Genomic DNA, 17,166 nt, shown 5'->3' with positions numbered 1-17,166 from the left:
CAGGCGGTTGCGCCGCATTACCCGCCAACGCCAGTGAGCAATCAGCAGGTAATGCCGAATTATCCACCGACCAATCCCAGCAATCAACAAGTGGTGATCCATAGCCAATCGCCCTATGATGGCTATGTCGCGGCCAATACCCAAGCCACTCGGCCAGCAATCATGCCAAATGCGGCCCAGCCAGCACAATATAACCAACAGCCAATTAGCCAACCCAGTCCAGTTGCCTATACAGGTGCTACCTCAGTTCTGCGCAACAAGCAAAAATTGACGATTTGGGTTGGCCTAGGGGTTTTGCTGTTGGTGGCAGTTGTGGTTGGGGTTATTTTGGCTTCTGGCAGTGATGCCGAAGATATTATTGCTCAAGGCGATGCTGCCTTTGAACGCCGTGGCGGCTTGATCGAAGCAATTAATCTCTACAAAGAAGCGACCGCTGCTGATGATGAGAGCTTCGAGGCCCACGAAAAACTAGCCATTACCTATCTGATGCGTGGCCAAACGCCTGATGCCGATCAAGCAATTCGTCAAGCAATTGCGATTGATGCCAACCAAGCCAGTGCCCATGCTTGGCTCAGCCAAGTGCATTCCGATAATCGTCAATTTAATGAATCTTTGGCTGAAGCCGAAGAAGCCGTCCGTTTGGATGCGAATCATCCTTTGGCCTATATGGCGCGGGCTACTGCACGAGCTGATGTCGGCAACGAGCAAGGTGATAGCGAGTTGCTGGCCGATGCCTTGGCCGATACCAATAAAGCAATCGAGCTGGCAACCAATCGTTCACGCTTTGAGCAAGCTATGGCCTACAGCGCCAAAGGCTACGTTCAATGGGTCACCTATCAAGATCAAACCAGCCGCGACGCTGGCGCTGGCAAAGAATTTGTCGTCGATGGGATTGATAATTTCAATCGGGCGATTGGTTTGCAAGAGCAATTGCCGTTGCTGCGTAATAATATTGGCTATTTTTACGCCGAACAAGCGCGGGTTGCCCTGCACCTCGGCGAAGATGAAACCGCAGCTCAGCGCTTTGAAAAAGCCTATCAATCATTCGACGATGCCCTAGCGCTTGACCCAAATTATGGTTTGGCCTTTGCAGGCAAGGGTTGGACGCAAATTTACGAGCGTAAATATGAAGAAGCCCAGCAGTTTTTCGATCTAGCGCTTGAGCGTAACCAGCGTGACCCCAACGCCTTGAATGGACGAGCATTGACCAACTGGTGGCTGGGTCGCAACAACTCCAGCGATCCCCAAAGCGATTATGCCGCAGCGATTCGCGATTATGAAGCGGCGATTGCCGAAGCTCCATCGTGGCTATCGGTCTATGTCGATTTGGGTTATGTCTATCTCTACGACACCAAAGATACTGATAAAGCCATCGAAACCTTTAAAAAGGCTTTGGAACGTGACCCGGAATACCCAAATGCAATTGCTGGCTTAGCCGATACCTACTACGACACGCGCTACTATGATGAAGCGTTGAAGCTCTACGAACAAACGATTAATCTCCAGCCTGATTATGCGACGGCCTACCTCGGCAAAGCCAATATCTTGTACAATAACAAAGATTATGATGCAGCGATCGATCAATATAGCACGGCGCTTGATTATAATCCCTCGTTGAAAAATGCTTATATTGGCAAAGCCTATTGCTATCAAGCCAAAGGCGATATCGACGAGGCTCGCCAAGTTTTGCAAGATGGATTAGAATCAGTGGCCTATGTTGATCAATCCGAATTGCAAACTATTTTGGATAAGATGAAGTAATGCGACCAATTATTCTGGCACTTCCAGCAGTCTTTATGTGCTGCGGCATCATCTGGATGGCGGCAGCCACCACCTTTTTATCCAACAAAACAGGCCGTGTGACCGATCTACGCCGTTTGTTTGGTCGAATGAGCCTGATCGTCGGAGCGGTTATTTTGGTTTGGGCGGGTGTAGTAATCGCCATGGATATTGTCAAAATTGCCTATCCCTTGGTGTTTGCGGTGGTTGGGGGCTTATTACTGTTTCAAGGCTGGGCGTTTAGCCGTTTCAAACTTTTTTAACCGAATCAAGGAGTCTGTTATGGCGGTTGTACCACTGATCGAGCTTGGAAATCCGTTGTTACGCCAGCCAGCAACTCCATTTGCCGACCCAACCAGCCCCGAAGTGGCCCGCATTTTGAACGACATGCGCGATACCTTGGCCGATATGCGACAACGAATTGGCTATGGCCGAGGTATTGCCGCACCGCAAATTGGCGTGCTCAAGCGCTTGATTTTGATTGATACCCCCGACACCAATTTAGTGCTAGTCAACCCGCGTTTTGAGCGCTGGAGCCGCGAGGAAGACGAACGCTATGAATCATGTTTTAGCTTTCCTGGCATTTGGGGTTTGGTGCAACGCCCACTTGGTGTAACTGTGGTCGCCTATACGTTGGCGGGCGAGGAGCAACGCATCGAAGCGAGTGGCAGCCTCTCACGCATTATTCAGCACGAAATGGATCATCTTGATGGCTTTGTTTGGCTTGATCGTGGCCCTGATTTGCACAGCCTCTGCACCACCCAAGAATATGAAAAACGCTATATTAGCCGCGAACGCGAATCACATTAATACTGTGAGCATGGTTTGGGCTGCTTGAGCCGCTAGTTGCGCATGGCGATCGTCGATTCCATAGACCGCAATGTAAATCGTAACCTCGGCGTTGGTCGTAGCATTCAAGGGTTTGGGTGGGTTGCTCCACGAATTATGCCCATTGGCCTCAGTTCGCGAAACATAACAAACTTGATCGCCCGTATCCAACAGCAATTTACAATGGCCCAACCACTCAGGCGCAGCGGTGCAAATGCACTCATCAGCAGCTTGTAAGGCGGCCTCAAATAGCGCTTGAATTGAGGTTGTTGGCGAAACTGCGAGTTGAGCAACAATAGTTGCTGCGCCAATTTCTAGCATGCTTTGGCTCCTCTAGCGCAGTGGCTCACTAAATGCCCGCACCATCAACGTTGTGGCCGCAGGATCATCAGCGGTAAATGGAATCACTGGCACATCGGGGCGTAAACTGCGAATCTCGGCGGCGACATGCTCAAGCACGCTTGGCTCTACTAAATCGCTTTTGGGCAGCACAATCACATCGGCGATGTTAATTTGGCCGCGCAATAATTGGCCCAAGCCATAACTATCGTGCCACATTTTGCCAAAGCGCACCGGATCGACCAACGCAATAAAGCGCCAATTGATCTGGCTAATCATCGGGTGTTGCAAACTGGCTTTGAGCAATTCGGGTTTAGCAATGCCGCTAGCTTCGAGCAGCAGCCAATCTGGCTCATAATGTTCGCTCAAGCGTTGCACGGTAATTTGCAAGGGCAAGGCCAAATCGCAACAAACGCAGCCAGCACGCAGCTCGCGCACGGTCATGCCCTGCGATTGCAAATAGCGCCCATCGATGCCGACGCTGCCACGCTCGTTTTCAATAATTGCCACGTACTCGCCACGGTCGGCCAAGGCATTGGCAACCGCCAACAACAAGGTCGTCTTGCCAGTTCCCAAAAATCCGGTTAATACTGCCGCTCGCATCGCCAAGCCCTCCGATTAATCCATCAATTGTATTATATGCCAGATGTTTAATCAGCGTCGGCTAATGCAGCAAGCCTTCATCGCGGGCGATGGCTACGGCTTCGGTACGGCTGCGGGCATTCAGTTTGCCCAACAAATTGTTGACATGGCGTTTAACCGTGCCAATCGCAATCACCAAGCGCTCGGCAATTTCAGCATTGCTATGGCCTAAAGCCAATAATTTTAGTACTTCGATTTCGCGTTCGCTGAGTGGTTCGTTAAGGCTTTGAGCAGCGCTGGACGTGCTACTTTGTTGCAGCATGGCCGCCACAATCGCCGCCCGTTGCGCAGCATAGCTTGTGCCTTCACGCAGTAATTGGGCCAAGCCAGCGCCAGCATCAATAAACGTGCGCAAAGCTCCTTCTTGCTCGCTGATCGCCAAGGCTTGCTCTAGCTGGGTTTGGGCTGGTTTGAGATTATGTTGAGCGGCATAAGCGAGAGCCAAGGTCAGCAGCCATTCAAGCCGATTGCCCCCAAATTTGAGCGTTTGTTCAAGCAATGGCTGAGCTAGTTGCAAGGCTTGGGCTGGCTCGTTATTGGCAATCAACCAGCGGGCGTAGGTATTGGCCGCGCTGACCTGCTGCCATTGCCATGTCGTTTTTTGCACGGTCTGCGCCCAGCGCCGCACTGTCGCTACATCGCCCAAAATCAAGGCCATCCGCGCTTGCGAGGCTTGAACTTCGTTGATAAAGCGCCCAACATTGTTGCGCTGGGCAAAATGCAAGGCTTGCTCAGTCGAGGCTTGGCTGCTGCGCCGCTCGTTGTTGGCATGCTCAACCCGCGCCCGCAAACGGTAGCCATCGGTGGCAATATCCAAATAGCCATTAATTTGAGCAATGGCAATCGCTTGTTCAGCATGAATTTGGGCTTCCTCAAGCTGATTCCATTCGTAGCAAACTTCGCCCAAGCCAACGTGAATCAAGCCTAAGGCTGGCACTTGATGCCAACCACGTTCGCTGGCTAGCTCGATGCCCCGCCGATAGGTCGCGGCAGCTTTGCGTAAATGGCCTTGTTGGGCCTGAATTTGGCCAAGATCGGCTATCGCCAAGAGCATAGCAAAGGTGTTGCCGCTACGCTGATTGATCGCAACTGCATCGCTCGCAGCGGCCACAGCAATGGTTAAGTTGCCAGTCAGCCGAGCCGATACGGTCAAATTGCCCAATAAAATCCCGCGCAATACCAAATCGTCATGTTCAACCAGTTCAAGCGCTGCCTGTGAATGCTGCATCGAATGCTCAATATTATCGCCAAAGCGTAACAGCACCGCCTCGATTGTGGCAATTTCGGCGTTGGCCCGCGCTTGTTCAGCTTGGGGCAAGGCTTCGAGATGGGCACGAGCCTGTTGGAGATGTTCTTCAATCCCTAAAATATCGACCGTCAATAATTGCGACCAAGCAGCAATCAAGGCCAAATGGCTCGATTGGCTCAGCTGAATCGCTGGCAACCGCGCCAGCCAACTGCGCACGCTCAAAGCTTCGCCACGCATCAAGGCATCACGGCCAAACTGAGCAATCAAGTTGGCGGCTTGTTGATGATCGTTGGCCGCAAGGCTATAGTTGATTGCACTGTTTAGATCGTTGTTGGCAGCATGCCAAGCGCTGGCACGTTGCAAAAATTCGGCAGGAGCTTGTGGATCAAGCTGCTGGAGCCGAAAACGCAAAAATTCAGCAAACAAATGGTGATAGCGATACCAGCGTCGCTCATCATCAAGTGCCACCAAAAAGAGCTGAGCATCAGCTAATTGCGCCAACATCTGTGCCCCAGTGCCTGGCTGCCAATCCAGCAGTTGGTCACATAAAGCTCCGGTCAGGCGCTCGGCAACACTGGTAGCTAGCAGAAATTCAAGCGTTGCTGGATCAAGCTGATCAAGCACTTCTTCGGCCAAATAATCGAAAATATAACGATGGCTACCGCTAAATCCGCTCAATATTTGCTGCACATTGGCCCGATCTTTCGCCGAAAGTGCGGCTAATTGAATGCCAGCGACCCAGCCCTCGGTGCGTTCAGTCAGCCAATCGATTGTGCTTTGATCAGGCAAATCGCCAAGGGTTTGCGCTAATAATTGGGCGGTTTCAGCTGAATTGAATTGCAGCACGCTGGCATCAAGCTCAGTCAAATAACCTTTGCCGCGCCAACGACCCAAGGGCAATGGCGGCACATTACGACTAGCAATAATCAGGTGGAGTTGGGCAGGCAATTGATCGATCAGCCAAGCCAAGGCACGATGCACAACCTGAGCATCAATCCAATGATAATCATCGAGCACCAGCAGCATTGGGGCTGGCTGGGCCACACTAATTTCGTTGATCAATAAAGTTAAAACGGCTTCAATCGCTGGTTGTTGTAAACCATTCAACAGCGCCATGGCATTGCGGCCAAGCGTTGGCTCTAGCGTTTGCAGGGCCACAATTAAATAGCGAGCAAAGCGAATTGCATCATTATCGTTGCTATCGAGGGTGAGCCAAGCCACCCGCTGACGAGCATTAGCCAAGCTACTAAGCAAGGTGGTTTTGCCACTGCCTGCACTGGCGGTAATTAAGCTCACTCGCCCACGACAGGTCAAGCGTTCAAGCACATGCTGGCGCTCAACCAACGTACTGGGAATCTGGGGAGCCGCCAACTTGGTTAATAAAACTAATTGATGCAAATCGCTCATAGTGCTCTTTTTGCAACATCGGCCATTTTGGTGGCCGATGTTGCTGCTAGGATGACTGGGCTTTTAGATTATTCCCATTCGATTGTGGCTGGTGGTTTTGATGAAATATCATACACCACCCGATTAACTCCCGTCACCTCGTTGACAATGCGGCTGGAGACTTTGGCCAACAATTCATAGGGCAAGCGAGCCCAATCGGCGGTCATAAAATCTTCGGTGCTCACCGCACGAATCGCAATGGTATCGGCATAGGTGCGATAATCACCCATCACGCCGACACTTTGCACTGGCAACAACACCGCAAAGGCCTGCTGCGTCGCGCGATACAAGCCTGCTGCCCGCAATTCTTCAAGGAAAATTGCATCGGCATGGCGCAAGGTTTCTAAGCGCTCAAAGCTGATTGCGCCCAGCAACCGCACCGCTAAACCTGGCCCAGGGAAGGGATGTCGCCAGACCCAATCTTCGGGCAAACCCAAGGCCAAACCGGCTGCCCGCACTTCATCCTTAAACAGCATGCGTAATGGCTCGATCACCTTGAGTTTCATATCATCGGGCAAGCCGCCAACATTATGATGGGTTTTGATCTTGACTGCCACATTGCGATCTGGCGCTGTCGATTCGATCACATCGGGATAGAGCGTGCCTTGTACCAAATAGGCCGCGTCATCGAGGTTACGGGCTTCGCGCTCGAAAATGCGAATAAATTTTTCGCCGATGATCTTGCGTTTTTGCTCAGGATCGGTCACGCCTGCCAGTGCTGCCAAAAATTCTTCAGCGGCATCAACCGTAATCAATTCGATTTGGAAGTGATCGCGGAAGGTGCGTGAAACTTGCTCGGCCTCGCCGCGGCGCAACAAACCGTTATCGACAAAAATACAGGTCAAGCGTTCGACAATGGCTTGGTGGGCCAACAACGCTGCTACCGCCGAATCAACTCCACCGCTGAGCGCACAAATCACTTGGCCGCTGGGCGCTTGCTGCTGAATTCGCTCAACCGCCTCTTGGATAAAGTGGCTAGGCTGCCAACTGCCAGCACATGCGCAAATGCGGTAGAGAAAATTGTGCAGCACTTGCTTGCCATAGGGTGAGTGCACGACCTCAGGGTGAAATTGCAAGCCATACCAGCGTCGATCTTCATCGGCAGCAGCGGCATAGGGCGAGTTGGGGCTGATCGCGATTGGATGCCAGCCAGCAGGCAGGGTTTCCAAGCGATCGCCGTGGCTCATCCACACCGAATGTTCGGTCGGAATATCGGCTAAGAGTGGCGATTCAGCGGTAATGGTAATCACGGCATGGCCAAATTCGCGGTCGTTGGAAGGCTCGACTTTGCCACCCAAATGATGGGCCTGCAATTGCAAACCATAGCAAATGCCCAACACAGGCAGGTTGCTGGCCAAAACCCATGCTGGCAGTTGCGGCGCACCCTCGGCATAGACGCTATTCGGCCCACCCGAAAGAATGATGCCTTTGGGGTTGAGCGCAGCAACCGTGGCCTCGTCGGCATCGAACCGCACTAACTCGCTATAAACGCCCGCTTCACGAACCCGCCGCACAATCAATTGACTATATTGTGAGCCATAATCAAGCACCACAATTGCTTCATTCTGTGTCATTGTTTCCTCAGTTTGGCACAACAACGGCGTTGTTATTTTGGTTGAGCATACGATGGGGCTAGTTTAACATAGGAACGCAGAACATAGAACATAGGAGTTGGGGATCGGGGATCGGTTGCTGGGGGGTCAGGGCACAGTGGTGAGGATTCAGGGGTCAGCTTTTAAAGCAGAGGCGCAGAGATCTGAGGGATGAGGGATGAGGGATGAACATACGGGTTTGGGAAGAAAAGATCATTCGTGGAATTCGTGGCTAAAATAACCTTCGTGTGCTTCGTGGATCGACAGAGGCAGGAACAAAATCTGCTATGCTAACGTTGAATCTAGTAAGCACGTTGGCACAAGGCCAGCCTGATTAAAGGAGTTTTACCGAATGCGTAAGGGATTTTTGCTGCTCGTTTTGACCTCCGTTTTAGCAGCATGCGGCACCGCAGAAAGCACACCAACCACCGTTCCTACGGCCACCGTTGCTGCAACTCCCACTACCGATAGCGCAGCCTACCCCACCCCTGATCTTGCGCAAAGCGAGATTAACCCAATGATGATCGAAAGTGTTGCAGTTTCGGTTAAAGAATCAATGCCGCCCCAAGTATCGGTTGAAATTAACGGCATGCTCAACGATGGTTGTACTTCTTTCCACGAAGCCAAACAATCGATCGACGGCAACACCATCAAAATTGAAGTCACAACAATTCGCCCTAAAGATGCCATGTGCAACCAACAGATCTCGCCATTTAGCACAATTATTCAAATCGAGGGCGAGCTAAAGCCAGGTGAATATACGATTTTAGTCAATGATGTCGCCGAAGCGCTTAAATTGTAAACTTGCAGATAACGTATTATGCAGCGGGGAGCTTTGGCTCTCCGCATTTGGTTTAATCTGAATGTTATTGAGGCTCGGAAAAATAGTAGATTCGACGCAGTTGTTGGACGAAATTACGGCTCCATGGCCAGCTAAATAGCACTGGATACAACATACACAACTCTTTCAGCTGAGTTCAATCGTTGCGCAAGCCCAAATCAGGTTTTTTGCAACATCCACCGGCGCTTTGGGCTTGCTTAGGTTAACTGTAGCAATTGCTTATGAAAAAGTTGTGGAGAATTGTTGAACATTTCTAAAATATTGAGCCAATTTGGGCTTGCCGAGCAGCAATCAAGGTTGTAAGGTAGAGCAATATCAGCAATGGGGCTGATCTAGAAAGGGCTGCTGTGATGATTGTTGATCTCTCGACGCGCTTGGATTGTGCCGCCAGCACCGCAATTGAGCATGTAACAACCTCGCGTCTCTTGGAGTATGTCGCTAAGCCTTTGGTGACCTTTGTGCCCAAACAACCCAACCAACTGCCCGATATTTGGCGCGATGGCACCTATTGGGTCGAATTGCGCTTGTTTGGGCTGATTCCGATTGGCAAGCAGGCGATTGTGATCTCGCACCCCCAGCAACACCCCTTTACTTTACGCGATAATGGCCATAGCCCGCTCATCAAGCGCTGGGATCACACGATCGAGGTCGCTGTTGAAGGCACAAGCACCCGCTATCGGGATCATGTGGTGGTTGAGGCGGGCTGGCTCACTCCATTCATTTGGCTGTTTGCCCAGGTGTTTTATCGGCATCGTCAGCGCCGTTGGCGGCGCTTGGCAGCAAGGCATTTTCGCTATGAGTAATCCACTGCTCGATCAAACCAATCTGGTAGTGCAATTGTGCATCACGGGAACCCAAGCCGAAATGCACGATCGAATTGGGGCAGCCCAGGCGGCTTATCAACAAGCTTGGGCTGTTGCTCAAACAGCGTTAGATCGTTGTATCGCGGCCCATTATTGTGCACGGCATCAACCACTTGCCACGATGCTCGAATGGAATCAAATCGCCCTTGAAGAGGCTAAATTGGTGGAATCAAGCGCAATCAGCGAATTTCTGCCTTCGCTGTATTTAAATTTGGCTTGGTCGTATGAGCAAAATGCCCAACTCGACCAAGCCTTGGAGCAGTATCAAGCGTGTTTGACCAGTTTGGCTGCATTGGCCGAAGGTTCCTATCGCACGATGATCAACGATAGTGCGCTGGCAGCCTTGCAACGGCTAGATCGGTAGCGTCCAATCGTAGCGCACCGCACCCAAACGCATCGCCGCAGTAATTCCAGTACAAACTAAAACTGCTAAGGCATCAAAGCCGAGATAGGTACATAAGAGATACCCGCAGGCTCCAACAAAAGCACAAGTAACATACAATTGGGTGCTGCGCTGAAACACCAGCGGAATTTCATTGCACAAAATATCGCGCAACATACCGCCAACTGAAGCGGTGATAACACCCATCAAGGCCGCGATAAAGACTGGCATCGAAGCCTCTAAGCCATAGGCCACCCCAACTGCCGTAAACAAACCCAAACCAAACGCATCGGGGATCATAATCGCCTTTTCGGTCAAGGCGACCCAATCGGCCTTGGCTACAAAAAACGAGCCGATCGCCAAACCAAGCATCAACATTGGATAAATCGGCTGTTGTACCCAATAAAACGGGCGGCGATCAAGCAAAATATCGCGCACCGTTCCGCCACCAAACGTCGTCACAAAAGCCACCGTGTACACGCCAATTAAATCGAACGAACGGCGGCGAGCAGTAATAATGCCCGAAATGGCAAAGGCAATCGTGGCACAAATTTCAATAATTGAGAGTAGCGTTTGCACAACAACCTCTACGTTGATTTAAGTTAATACAAAACCGCGCCGAAAACATCGGGCGCGGTTCATGTCGCGATTGTCTATCACTATACCATGAAGTTACGATCGGTCTATAGCTATTTAGGGCATAGTTGGGCTAGACGGGTAGGCTCCATGGGCGGCTAAATATTCATCCTGCAACAAATCCATCACTAGATCATCGTGCCAACGGCCATTGCGAAAATTGATCTGGCGCAAACGCCCAGTGACTTGAAAGCCAACTTTGCTATAGACGCGCTGCGCCCGTTGGTTGTAATCGCGCACCGTCAATTGCAAACGGTGAAAATTCAGCTCAGCAAAAACATAACGCACAATTACATGCATCGCTTCGGTGCCATAGCCGCAGTTCCAAAAATCTTTATCGAGCATAATCCCCAATTCGGCTGAGCGATTTTTTAATTGCGCCCCCCAAACATTGGTAAAGCCAATCAACTGGCCAGTCTCGCTGAGTTCAATCGAGAAGCCCACATCGCTGCCACCATCGCGAAACCAATGGTCAAACATCATCACATTGGTGGTTTCATGGCGCAACCGAATATCGCCATCGGTTTGCAGAGCCATAATTTCTGGGTCACCCCACCACTGATGAAAAATCGGCAGATCTTCTTGACCAACTGACCGCAGGGTCAAACGATTTGAGCTAAACATGGGGTATACTCCAGTGTAATTAAGCAGCGCTGATTGTAGCACGGTATCAGCAATTTTGGGGTGAGAGGAATGAACATGCTCGATCTGAACCAAGTTGATCAAGCCGCCATGCTCAGCCTTGCCCGCAACCCCCAAACCGACCCACAACAATTAATTGCGCTTACCGAGTGGCTTAAACTCCAACAAGGCGCTGATTCGGCTCAGCCTAGCACGAGTTTCGCTTACCTCAAGAGCCAAGCACCGCAAGGCCCACTGGCAGTTATCTTAGAACGCCGAACCTCGCCGCTACTCGAAGCCTTGATTGCCAACCCCAATCTTCCGCCAATGCTGGCTTTAGAATTTGCCGCCGATGTGCCAGCTGCATTTTTTGCCAATCCGGCATTGCCCATATGGTTGCAACACGATCCTGCGTTGTTTAAGCGTATGGAACCACTACGCTGTATGCAGTTTTTAAGCTATCCAGCTATTCCCCAAGTTATTTTAGCGTCGATTCAAAGCATTAGCCCTGAAATTGCTCAAACCGTGCACCTGCATAGTGCTTCAAATCCTCAGCTTGATGCCGATTGGTATGCCGACTATCAGCATTACAGAGAGCAAGTGGCCTTGCCCGATGCCACAGCAACAACATTACTGCAAGAATTAATTGGCTTGAATGCGATTAATCAGCCGATGTTGAGCTGGCTACGCCAATCACCAGCCGAGCAGCATCAAGCCTTATTTAATCGAGCGCCAGCTACGCCACAGCCTGTGATTGAGCCACAAACGCTTAACTTTACCCCAAACTATCCACGATTGCTCGAATCTCCGTTGGCCGAACGAATTCAAGTAGCGCATTCCAATGATATTAAGGGCTTGGCAATTTTGGCTGAAGACGACGATCTTAGCATTCGACTGCTAGTGGCCCAAAATCCGGCAACTCCGCGGACTGTTCATCAACTACTGGAGCTTGATGATTCGCAGCATGTGCGAGCGGCACTAGCGCGGAATCCCAACATTAGCCCAAAATTACTGCTGACACTAGCGCGTGATTACACGTGGTCGGCAGTGCCAATTCGTGTGGCAGCAGCCCTCAATCCAGTCGCAACTTCCGAAATTCTAGAGTTGCTGGCCCAAGATCAAGCCTCGTTGGTACGTCAAACGGTTGGGCAAAACCCGCAGGCCTCAGCTGAAATACTTGATCATGCCCGCCAGCGAGCACTAATCGAAGCCCTGTATGCGCTCGATCCCTGGCTGCATATGCTGGCATTGGGAAACCCCGCGACCCCAATTGAGCATTTGGCGAAGGGCGCTCGCTCCCCGTGGTGGTTGGGGCGAGCAGCTTTAGCCGAAAACCCGAGTTGCCCAAGCAATGTGCTTGAGCAATTGACCAATGACGGAAATTGCTATGTGCAACGCTTGGCACAAACTCAATTGAATGCTCGTTAAATAACAACGAGCCGCGATCAGAAAATCGCAGCTCGTTGCAACAGATTGCTTATTGCCAATAGCCGATCATCAAATCGCCGCCACGGGTCGGAATCCCGCTGCCGCCAAGAACTGCCTGCCCAGAGCCATTGTAGACCGTAAACGTCACTTGTTGACTAGCAATCAGCCCACAGACATTCGTATTGCCAGCGCCATCGAGGTTGCCACGATTGCCTAAACCATCGACCGTCACAAACCAGCCACCCGTATTTGCCCCACGAACATGCACTGCAAAACAGGTTGGGTCAACCGCATTTTCAGCATATTTTTGAAAATATAGACGTTCTGGTGTCCGAGCAACCGTAGGTTGTGGTCTGGCGGTTGGGACAGGTGTTGGCGTTGGTGAAATTGCCCGTAACCCAGCTTGAGCTTCACTTACATCAAGATTAACATCCTGATCTTTCAATTCAATCGCCTGACGATAAGCCTCACGAGCAGCTGCTAAATCGCGGGCTTCGACCGCAGTTCGAGCCTCCAGTAGATAGGCTTGATACAGTTTTTCAATCACGCCTAATTCTGATCGCAGGCCATTAAATTCTTGCGCCGAATTAATTTGTTCCAAGGTTTGGCGCAGCTGCTCAATTGAGGCTTCCGTTTTTCCATCACTTAATGCCTGTTGACCAGCTTGGTAGCTGTTGAGCAGATTGTTGAGGCGTTTGGCCAATGCATGATTCGGATCAAAGCGAAAGGCTTCAGCCAAATATTGTTGGCTGATTGCAACAGCTTCAGGGCTGTTTAGTGCCCCCAAGGCCCAATTAAAATAGGTTGCTGAACCAATACTTTCAAGTTCTAAATAAGTTGGTTCAAGCTCCCATACCCGATTAAACGCTTGAGCTGCCAACGGCCAATCTTGGCGATCATAGGCTTCTTGTCCAAGCGCATATTCAAGCCGTTTGGTCTCTAGTGGATCAACCGTTGGCGTAGAGGTTTCGATTGCTTGGACTGAAACGGTTGCTGTTGCTAGCGGCTCTGGCACTGTCGAGGCCATCGCCACTGAAGTACTAGGAGTATCACCATCTGCATTGGCCGAATTATTACCAAAAAATGTACTACCCAGCCAGAAGATTAACCCTAAAACAACAACTCCAGCAGCAACTTGCCAACGCTTATCATCGAAAAGTTTTTGCCATGCTGGCGGTTTAGCCGGACCATACCAGGTTGGGCTAGCGCTCGGACTAGCGGGCAACGGCTGATTAACGTTTGAGTTGACTGCGCCAATTGGTTGAGCGTTTGGCATAGTGCGGGCGGGTTGTTTAAACTCAGGTTGGATGACTGTCTTGATATGACGTTCATTGGTTGCTGAATTTCCGAAGCCCATATTTGGGCGGCTTGGTGCTTGCATGAGTGTTGCATGGCTTGGAACTGGCACATTGGCTCGCGAATTCGAGCGAGGAAAGCGAGCTTTTTCAAGCGCCTCTAGAAAATCGGCCATCGATGCAAAACGCTCATCCGGGTCACGCATAACTGCGCGTGTGATTACATCGGCGATGCCTGGTGAGACAAATTGAGCAAATTCACGCAATGGTGGCAAGGGGGTATGTTGAATTTTTCTAATCGTCACTCCCTCATGGCTATCAGTTTCATGCCAATAGGGGTGGTTGCCCGCCAAGGCTTCGTATAGAATCAAGCCTAAGGCATAAATATCTGCTCGGGCATCAGGCGTAATTCCATCAAACACTTCAGGCGCAGTATAGGCAATTGTGCCAACAAACCCGCCTGTTCTGGTAATCCGCGCTTGATTGCGGGCAAGCGCAATCCCAAAATCGGCTAGCACTGCCTCGCCGTTGCCACGAAATAAGATATTACTTGGTTTGATATCGCGGTGAATAAAATGCTTGCCATGAGCATAGTCTAAGGCTGAGCCAATTTGTCTGCCCATATCCAATGTTGCTGCTAAATCTTGCTTAGGTTGGCGCTGCAAGCGTTCAGTTAATGTGCCGCCATCAATATATTGCATGGCGATAAAGGGAATCCACTGCTGAATCGGGGCATACCATGTCTGGGCAGTTTCGTAAATTGCCACAATATGTGGGTGATGTAATTGACTGACGGTGTTGGCCTCTTGAAAGAAGCGTTGCAACATATCGGGGTCATTAATTGCCAGCGGGTTTAACAATTTTAATGCCACTGTTTGAAACGAGGGATGATCCGCTTGATAGACTTCGGCCATCCCACCTGCGCCAATTTTATGCCGAACTTGGTATTCACCAAACTGCTGCTGGGCATACATTCCCATTGGTTGATGATTGAATTGAGGATGTGCAGAATTATTCATTGTCGCCCCTTACCCGTCTGAACAATTGAAATCATCACAAAAGAATAGCATTAAAACTCTAAATTAGGGCTATTTTGCAGCGCCTAAAAGCTCAATACTTAAAGGATAAGCATCTATAAACTTGGCTAAATGACCAAGTTATTATCACATTATTTAAGCTGCTTCGCAAGGGAAAATAAATTTTGCTAGGATTCCATAGCATTGTATGCTAATGCTATATTACTTATAGATGCATAGAGAGGAGATATTTTCAGTTATTTAAGTATCAAAATGGGTAGTGGTAAGGAAGATGATATTTTTATAATCCGAAAAACATGGTATCAAGTGTGGTGTAGAGAGTTAAAGATAATTCCCCATGTGCTTGATCTGTGGCATATGGGGAATTACGGGATGGATTATCGAAAGATGGTATAAATATTTATTGCCAATAGCCGGTCATCAAATCGCCGCCACGGGTCGGGATGCCGCCGCCACCTGGCACAGCCTGCCCAGAGCCATTGTAAACCGTGAAGGTCACTTCTTGGCTGGGGGACAATCCGCAAACGTTGGTGTTGCCAGCGCCATCGACATTGCCGCGATTGCCCAGTCCATCGACCGTCACAAACCAGCCGCCCGTGTTAACCCCACGGATATGCACCGCAAAACAGGTTGGATCAACCGCGTTTTCGGCATATTTTTGGAAGTACAAGCGTTGAGCTACCGGGGCAGTCGTTGGTGGTGCTGGCTTCGTTGGGGTCGCTGGCACCGCAGTTGGTTGGGTTGCCGCAATGCCTGTATTAGCTGCTGCAACATCTAAACTGTTGTCCAGATCCTTGAGGGCGGCAGCTTCACGATAGATTGCATTGGCTTCGGTTTCGTTACCAGCCTCCTCTAGCTCGCGCCCGCGCCCAAGATAGGCTTCATACAATTGCTTGACCGTTTGTAGCTTACCCATAATTTCGCCAAACTCGCCGCTGCCAGCAGTTTGGGCTTCTTTATAGCCATTAATCGCTGCTTGCCAATCTTGTTGTTCGGCGGCAGTTTGGCCATTGCGATAGAAATTCAGCACTTTGGCTAAGTTGCCACCTGGTTGATGGTCGGGCTTGAAACCAAAGGTTTTGTTGAGAATTTCAAGGCTTTCTGCAACGTTTTCAGGGCCAGTTAATTCGCTGACCGCCCAATTGTAGTAAGTTGCCGAGCCAATGTTGCTCAAATCAAGATAGGCTGGATCGATGGCGAGCACTTTGTCAAAGGCCGCTGCTGCATTTGGCCAATCTTGTTTAGCGTAAGCTTCTTGCCCAACGATATATTCTAAGCGTTTGGCCTCTTGGGGATCGGCAGTTTCGGCCACAGTTGGAGTGGCCGCATTGGTTGCCGCAACCGTTGGGGTACTCTCATCAACCGCAACTTCTGCGGTAGCTGTAGCGCCGCTAGCAAGATTTGGGTCATCTTCACCTTGGCCAAAGCTCAAAAATGCAATCACAATCAAGGCTAAAAGTGCGCTACCTAAGGCCACGAGAACCTTTGGCGAACGGAAGAAATCCTTGGCTTTGGCAAGTGGCGATGCTTTTGGCGGCATGGCATAGGGCGGTGGAACAGGCGCATAGTCAGTTTCCGCCGCCTGAGTTGCTTGAACAGGAGCCGCAGGTCGCGCCAGTTCAATCCGTTGGGCGTTAATTGGCCGCGCTGGCCCTTTTTTGGGCAGTTGTTGGTTTGGCTGCGAAGCCCCAGCCATTGGTGGATAGGCCTGATTGCCAGTCGGCGGCATATAGGTTTGGTTACCAGTTGCTGGCGGTGGATAGGCTTGTGGCTGATTCGGCGGATAGGCCGGATACATCACGGTGCTTTCGTTATCAACTGGCTGGTTGGTTCGGCTTGGAATTGGCCGATTGGGCACGCTTGCAGTTGGCGTGTACATCATTGTACTTTGGTTATCCAGCGGCATGGTTGGCGCAGCTGGCAACGGCTGGTTGGCCTGCGATTGGACACTTGGCAAGGGTTGATTGGGCTGGGTAATCGGTGCTTGCCGTAACGGTGGGTTAGCCGCTGGTGGCGTATAAATCTGGGTCGCATCAACTGGCGGCTTGGCCGCTGGCGCAGCCTGTTGCACCACCGGATTCGGGGTCGGCGGCGTATAGATTTGGGTCGCATCAACTGGCGGCTTGGCCGCTGGCGCAGCCTGTTGCACCACCGGATTCGGGGTCGGTGGCGTGTAGATTTGGGTTGG

At 50.7% G+C, this 17,166-nt stretch carries 15 protein-coding genes; 7 read left to right on the top strand and 8 right to left on the bottom strand.

Annotation, left to right across the window (positions count from 1 at the left end):
• The 3 genes from DEF47_RS09480 to DEF47_RS09470 all read left to right on the top strand — a co-directional run.
• Nucleotides 1–1,761, top strand: a 1,761-nt coding sequence (locus DEF47_RS09480) for a tetratricopeptide repeat protein (RefSeq protein ID WP_287045105.1), incomplete at its 5' end; no start/stop codon positions are given.
• Nucleotides 1,761–2,042 carry a hypothetical protein gene (locus DEF47_RS09475; protein WP_012191005.1) on the top strand — a complete coding sequence of 94 codons (282 nt, stop codon included), beginning with the start codon at nucleotides 1,761–1,763 and terminating at the stop codon, nucleotides 2,040–2,042. The genes DEF47_RS09480 and DEF47_RS09475, both read left to right, overlap by 1 nt.
• 19 nt (nucleotides 2,043–2,061) lie before the next feature.
• Complete coding sequence (locus DEF47_RS09470) at nucleotides 2,062–2,589, top strand: peptide deformylase (protein WP_012191006.1); 528 nt, start codon at nucleotides 2,062–2,064, stop codon at nucleotides 2,587–2,589.
• On the opposite strand, the gene DEF47_RS09465 is transcribed toward DEF47_RS09470, so the two are convergent.
• The 4 genes from DEF47_RS09465 to guaA all read right to left on the bottom strand — a co-directional run bounded on the left by DEF47_RS09465 (nucleotide 2,581) and on the right by guaA (nucleotide 7,857).
• Nucleotides 2,581–2,928, bottom strand: a complete 348-nt coding sequence (locus tag DEF47_RS09465) for a hypothetical protein (protein WP_012191007.1) — start codon at nucleotides 2,926–2,928, stop codon at nucleotides 2,581–2,583. The two genes, DEF47_RS09470 and DEF47_RS09465, sit on opposite strands and share 9 nt — an antisense overlap.
• A gap of 12 nt (nucleotides 2,929–2,940) precedes the next feature.
• On the bottom strand, nucleotides 2,941–3,549 hold the full coding sequence (locus DEF47_RS09460; RefSeq protein WP_012191008.1) for a CobW family GTP-binding protein: 609 nt from the start codon (nucleotides 3,547–3,549) through the stop codon (nucleotides 2,941–2,943).
• A 61-nt stretch (nucleotides 3,550–3,610) separates the two neighbouring features.
• Nucleotides 3,611–6,244, bottom strand: coding sequence for a winged helix-turn-helix domain-containing protein (locus DEF47_RS09455; RefSeq protein WP_012191009.1), 2,634 nt, complete (start codon nucleotides 6,242–6,244; stop codon nucleotides 3,611–3,613).
• Nucleotides 6,245–6,312: 68 nt separating this feature from the next.
• Nucleotides 6,313–7,857, bottom strand: coding sequence for a glutamine-hydrolyzing GMP synthase (gene guaA / locus DEF47_RS09450; protein ID WP_012191010.1), 1,545 nt, complete (start codon nucleotides 7,855–7,857; stop codon nucleotides 6,313–6,315).
• A 370-nt stretch (nucleotides 7,858–8,227) separates the two neighbouring features.
• Here guaA and DEF47_RS09445 point away from each other — a divergent pair, with 370 nt between their 5' ends.
• The 3 genes from DEF47_RS09445 to DEF47_RS09435 all read left to right on the top strand — a co-directional run bounded on the left by DEF47_RS09445 (nucleotide 8,228) and on the right by DEF47_RS09435 (nucleotide 9,943).
• Nucleotides 8,228–8,677, top strand: a complete 450-nt coding sequence (locus DEF47_RS09445; protein WP_012191011.1) for a hypothetical protein — start codon at nucleotides 8,228–8,230, stop codon at nucleotides 8,675–8,677.
• Between the two features lie 389 nt (nucleotides 8,678–9,066).
• A complete protein-coding gene (locus DEF47_RS09440; RefSeq protein ID WP_012191012.1) occupies nucleotides 9,067–9,519 on the top strand; it encodes an Rv1443c family protein in 453 nt (150 codons plus the stop codon).
• The gene (locus DEF47_RS09435; RefSeq protein ID WP_012191013.1) at nucleotides 9,512–9,943 is read left to right on the top strand and encodes a hypothetical protein; all 432 of its coding nucleotides are present in this window, start codon (nucleotides 9,512–9,514) and stop codon (nucleotides 9,941–9,943) included. Before DEF47_RS09440 ends, DEF47_RS09435 begins: the two co-directional genes overlap by 8 nt.
• Here DEF47_RS09435 and DEF47_RS09430 read toward each other — a convergent pair.
• Together DEF47_RS09430 and DEF47_RS09425 are read right to left on the bottom strand one after the other, a co-directional pair.
• Entirely contained in the window at nucleotides 9,932–10,540 is a 609-nt protein-coding gene (locus tag DEF47_RS09430; protein WP_012191014.1) for a trimeric intracellular cation channel family protein, read from the bottom strand. The genes DEF47_RS09435 and DEF47_RS09430 overlap by 12 nt on opposite strands.
• 114 nt (nucleotides 10,541–10,654) lie before the next feature.
• Nucleotides 10,655–11,221: a GNAT family N-acetyltransferase gene (locus DEF47_RS09425; RefSeq protein ID WP_012191015.1), complete on the bottom strand. Its 567-nt coding sequence runs from the start codon at nucleotides 11,219–11,221 to the stop codon at nucleotides 10,655–10,657.
• 75 nt (nucleotides 11,222–11,296) lie between these two features.
• Between DEF47_RS09425 and DEF47_RS09420 the strand changes: the two genes are divergently transcribed.
• Nucleotides 11,297–12,646: a hypothetical protein gene (locus DEF47_RS09420; RefSeq protein WP_041304657.1), complete on the top strand. Its 1,350-nt coding sequence runs from the start codon at nucleotides 11,297–11,299 to the stop codon at nucleotides 12,644–12,646.
• A 49-nt stretch (nucleotides 12,647–12,695) separates the two neighbouring features.
• On the opposite strand, the gene DEF47_RS09415 is transcribed toward DEF47_RS09420, so the two are convergent.
• Both DEF47_RS09415 and DEF47_RS09410 read right to left on the bottom strand, forming a co-directional pair.
• A complete protein-coding gene (locus DEF47_RS09415) occupies nucleotides 12,696–14,960 on the bottom strand; it encodes a serine/threonine protein kinase (protein ID WP_012191017.1) in 2,265 nt (754 codons plus the stop codon).
• A gap of 418 nt (nucleotides 14,961–15,378) precedes the next feature.
• Nucleotides 15,379–17,166, bottom strand: a 1,788-nt coding sequence (locus DEF47_RS09410; protein ID WP_287045102.1) for a tetratricopeptide repeat protein, incomplete at its 5' end; no start/stop codon positions are given.

Source organism: Herpetosiphon sp., from assembly GCF_003512625.1.
Classification (GTDB): domain Bacteria; phylum Chloroflexota; class Chloroflexia; order Chloroflexales; family Herpetosiphonaceae; genus Herpetosiphon; species Herpetosiphon aurantiacus.
Note: the sequence above shows the minus strand (reverse complement) of the source record. Positions and strands in the feature narration are given on the sequence as shown.

Coding starts and splice junctions, on each gene's coding strand:
- DEF47_RS09420 (WP_041304657.1), top strand. CDS start 11,297: ATGCTCGATCTGAACCAAGTTGATCAAGCCGCCATGCTCAGCCTTGCC.
- guaA (WP_012191010.1), bottom strand. CDS start 7,857: ATGACACAGAATGAAGCAATTGTGGTGCTTGATTATGGCTCACAATAT.
- DEF47_RS09470 (WP_012191006.1), top strand. CDS start 2,062: ATGGCGGTTGTACCACTGATCGAGCTTGGAAATCCGTTGTTACGCCAG.
- DEF47_RS09465 (WP_012191007.1), bottom strand. CDS start 2,928: ATGCTAGAAATTGGCGCAGCAACTATTGTTGCTCAACTCGCAGTTTCG.
- DEF47_RS09435 (WP_012191013.1), top strand. CDS start 9,512: ATGAGTAATCCACTGCTCGATCAAACCAATCTGGTAGTGCAATTGTGC.
- DEF47_RS09460 (WP_012191008.1), bottom strand. CDS start 3,549: ATGCGAGCGGCAGTATTAACCGGATTTTTGGGAACTGGCAAGACGACC.
- DEF47_RS09475 (WP_012191005.1), top strand. CDS start 1,761: ATGCGACCAATTATTCTGGCACTTCCAGCAGTCTTTATGTGCTGCGGC.
- DEF47_RS09425 (WP_012191015.1), bottom strand. CDS start 11,221: ATGTTTAGCTCAAATCGTTTGACCCTGCGGTCAGTTGGTCAAGAAGAT.
- DEF47_RS09440 (WP_012191012.1), top strand. CDS start 9,067: ATGATTGTTGATCTCTCGACGCGCTTGGATTGTGCCGCCAGCACCGCA.
- DEF47_RS09445 (WP_012191011.1), top strand. CDS start 8,228: ATGCGTAAGGGATTTTTGCTGCTCGTTTTGACCTCCGTTTTAGCAGCA.
- DEF47_RS09455 (WP_012191009.1), bottom strand. CDS start 6,244: ATGAGCGATTTGCATCAATTAGTTTTATTAACCAAGTTGGCGGCTCCC.
- DEF47_RS09415 (WP_012191017.1), bottom strand. CDS start 14,960: ATGAATAATTCTGCACATCCTCAATTCAATCATCAACCAATGGGAATG.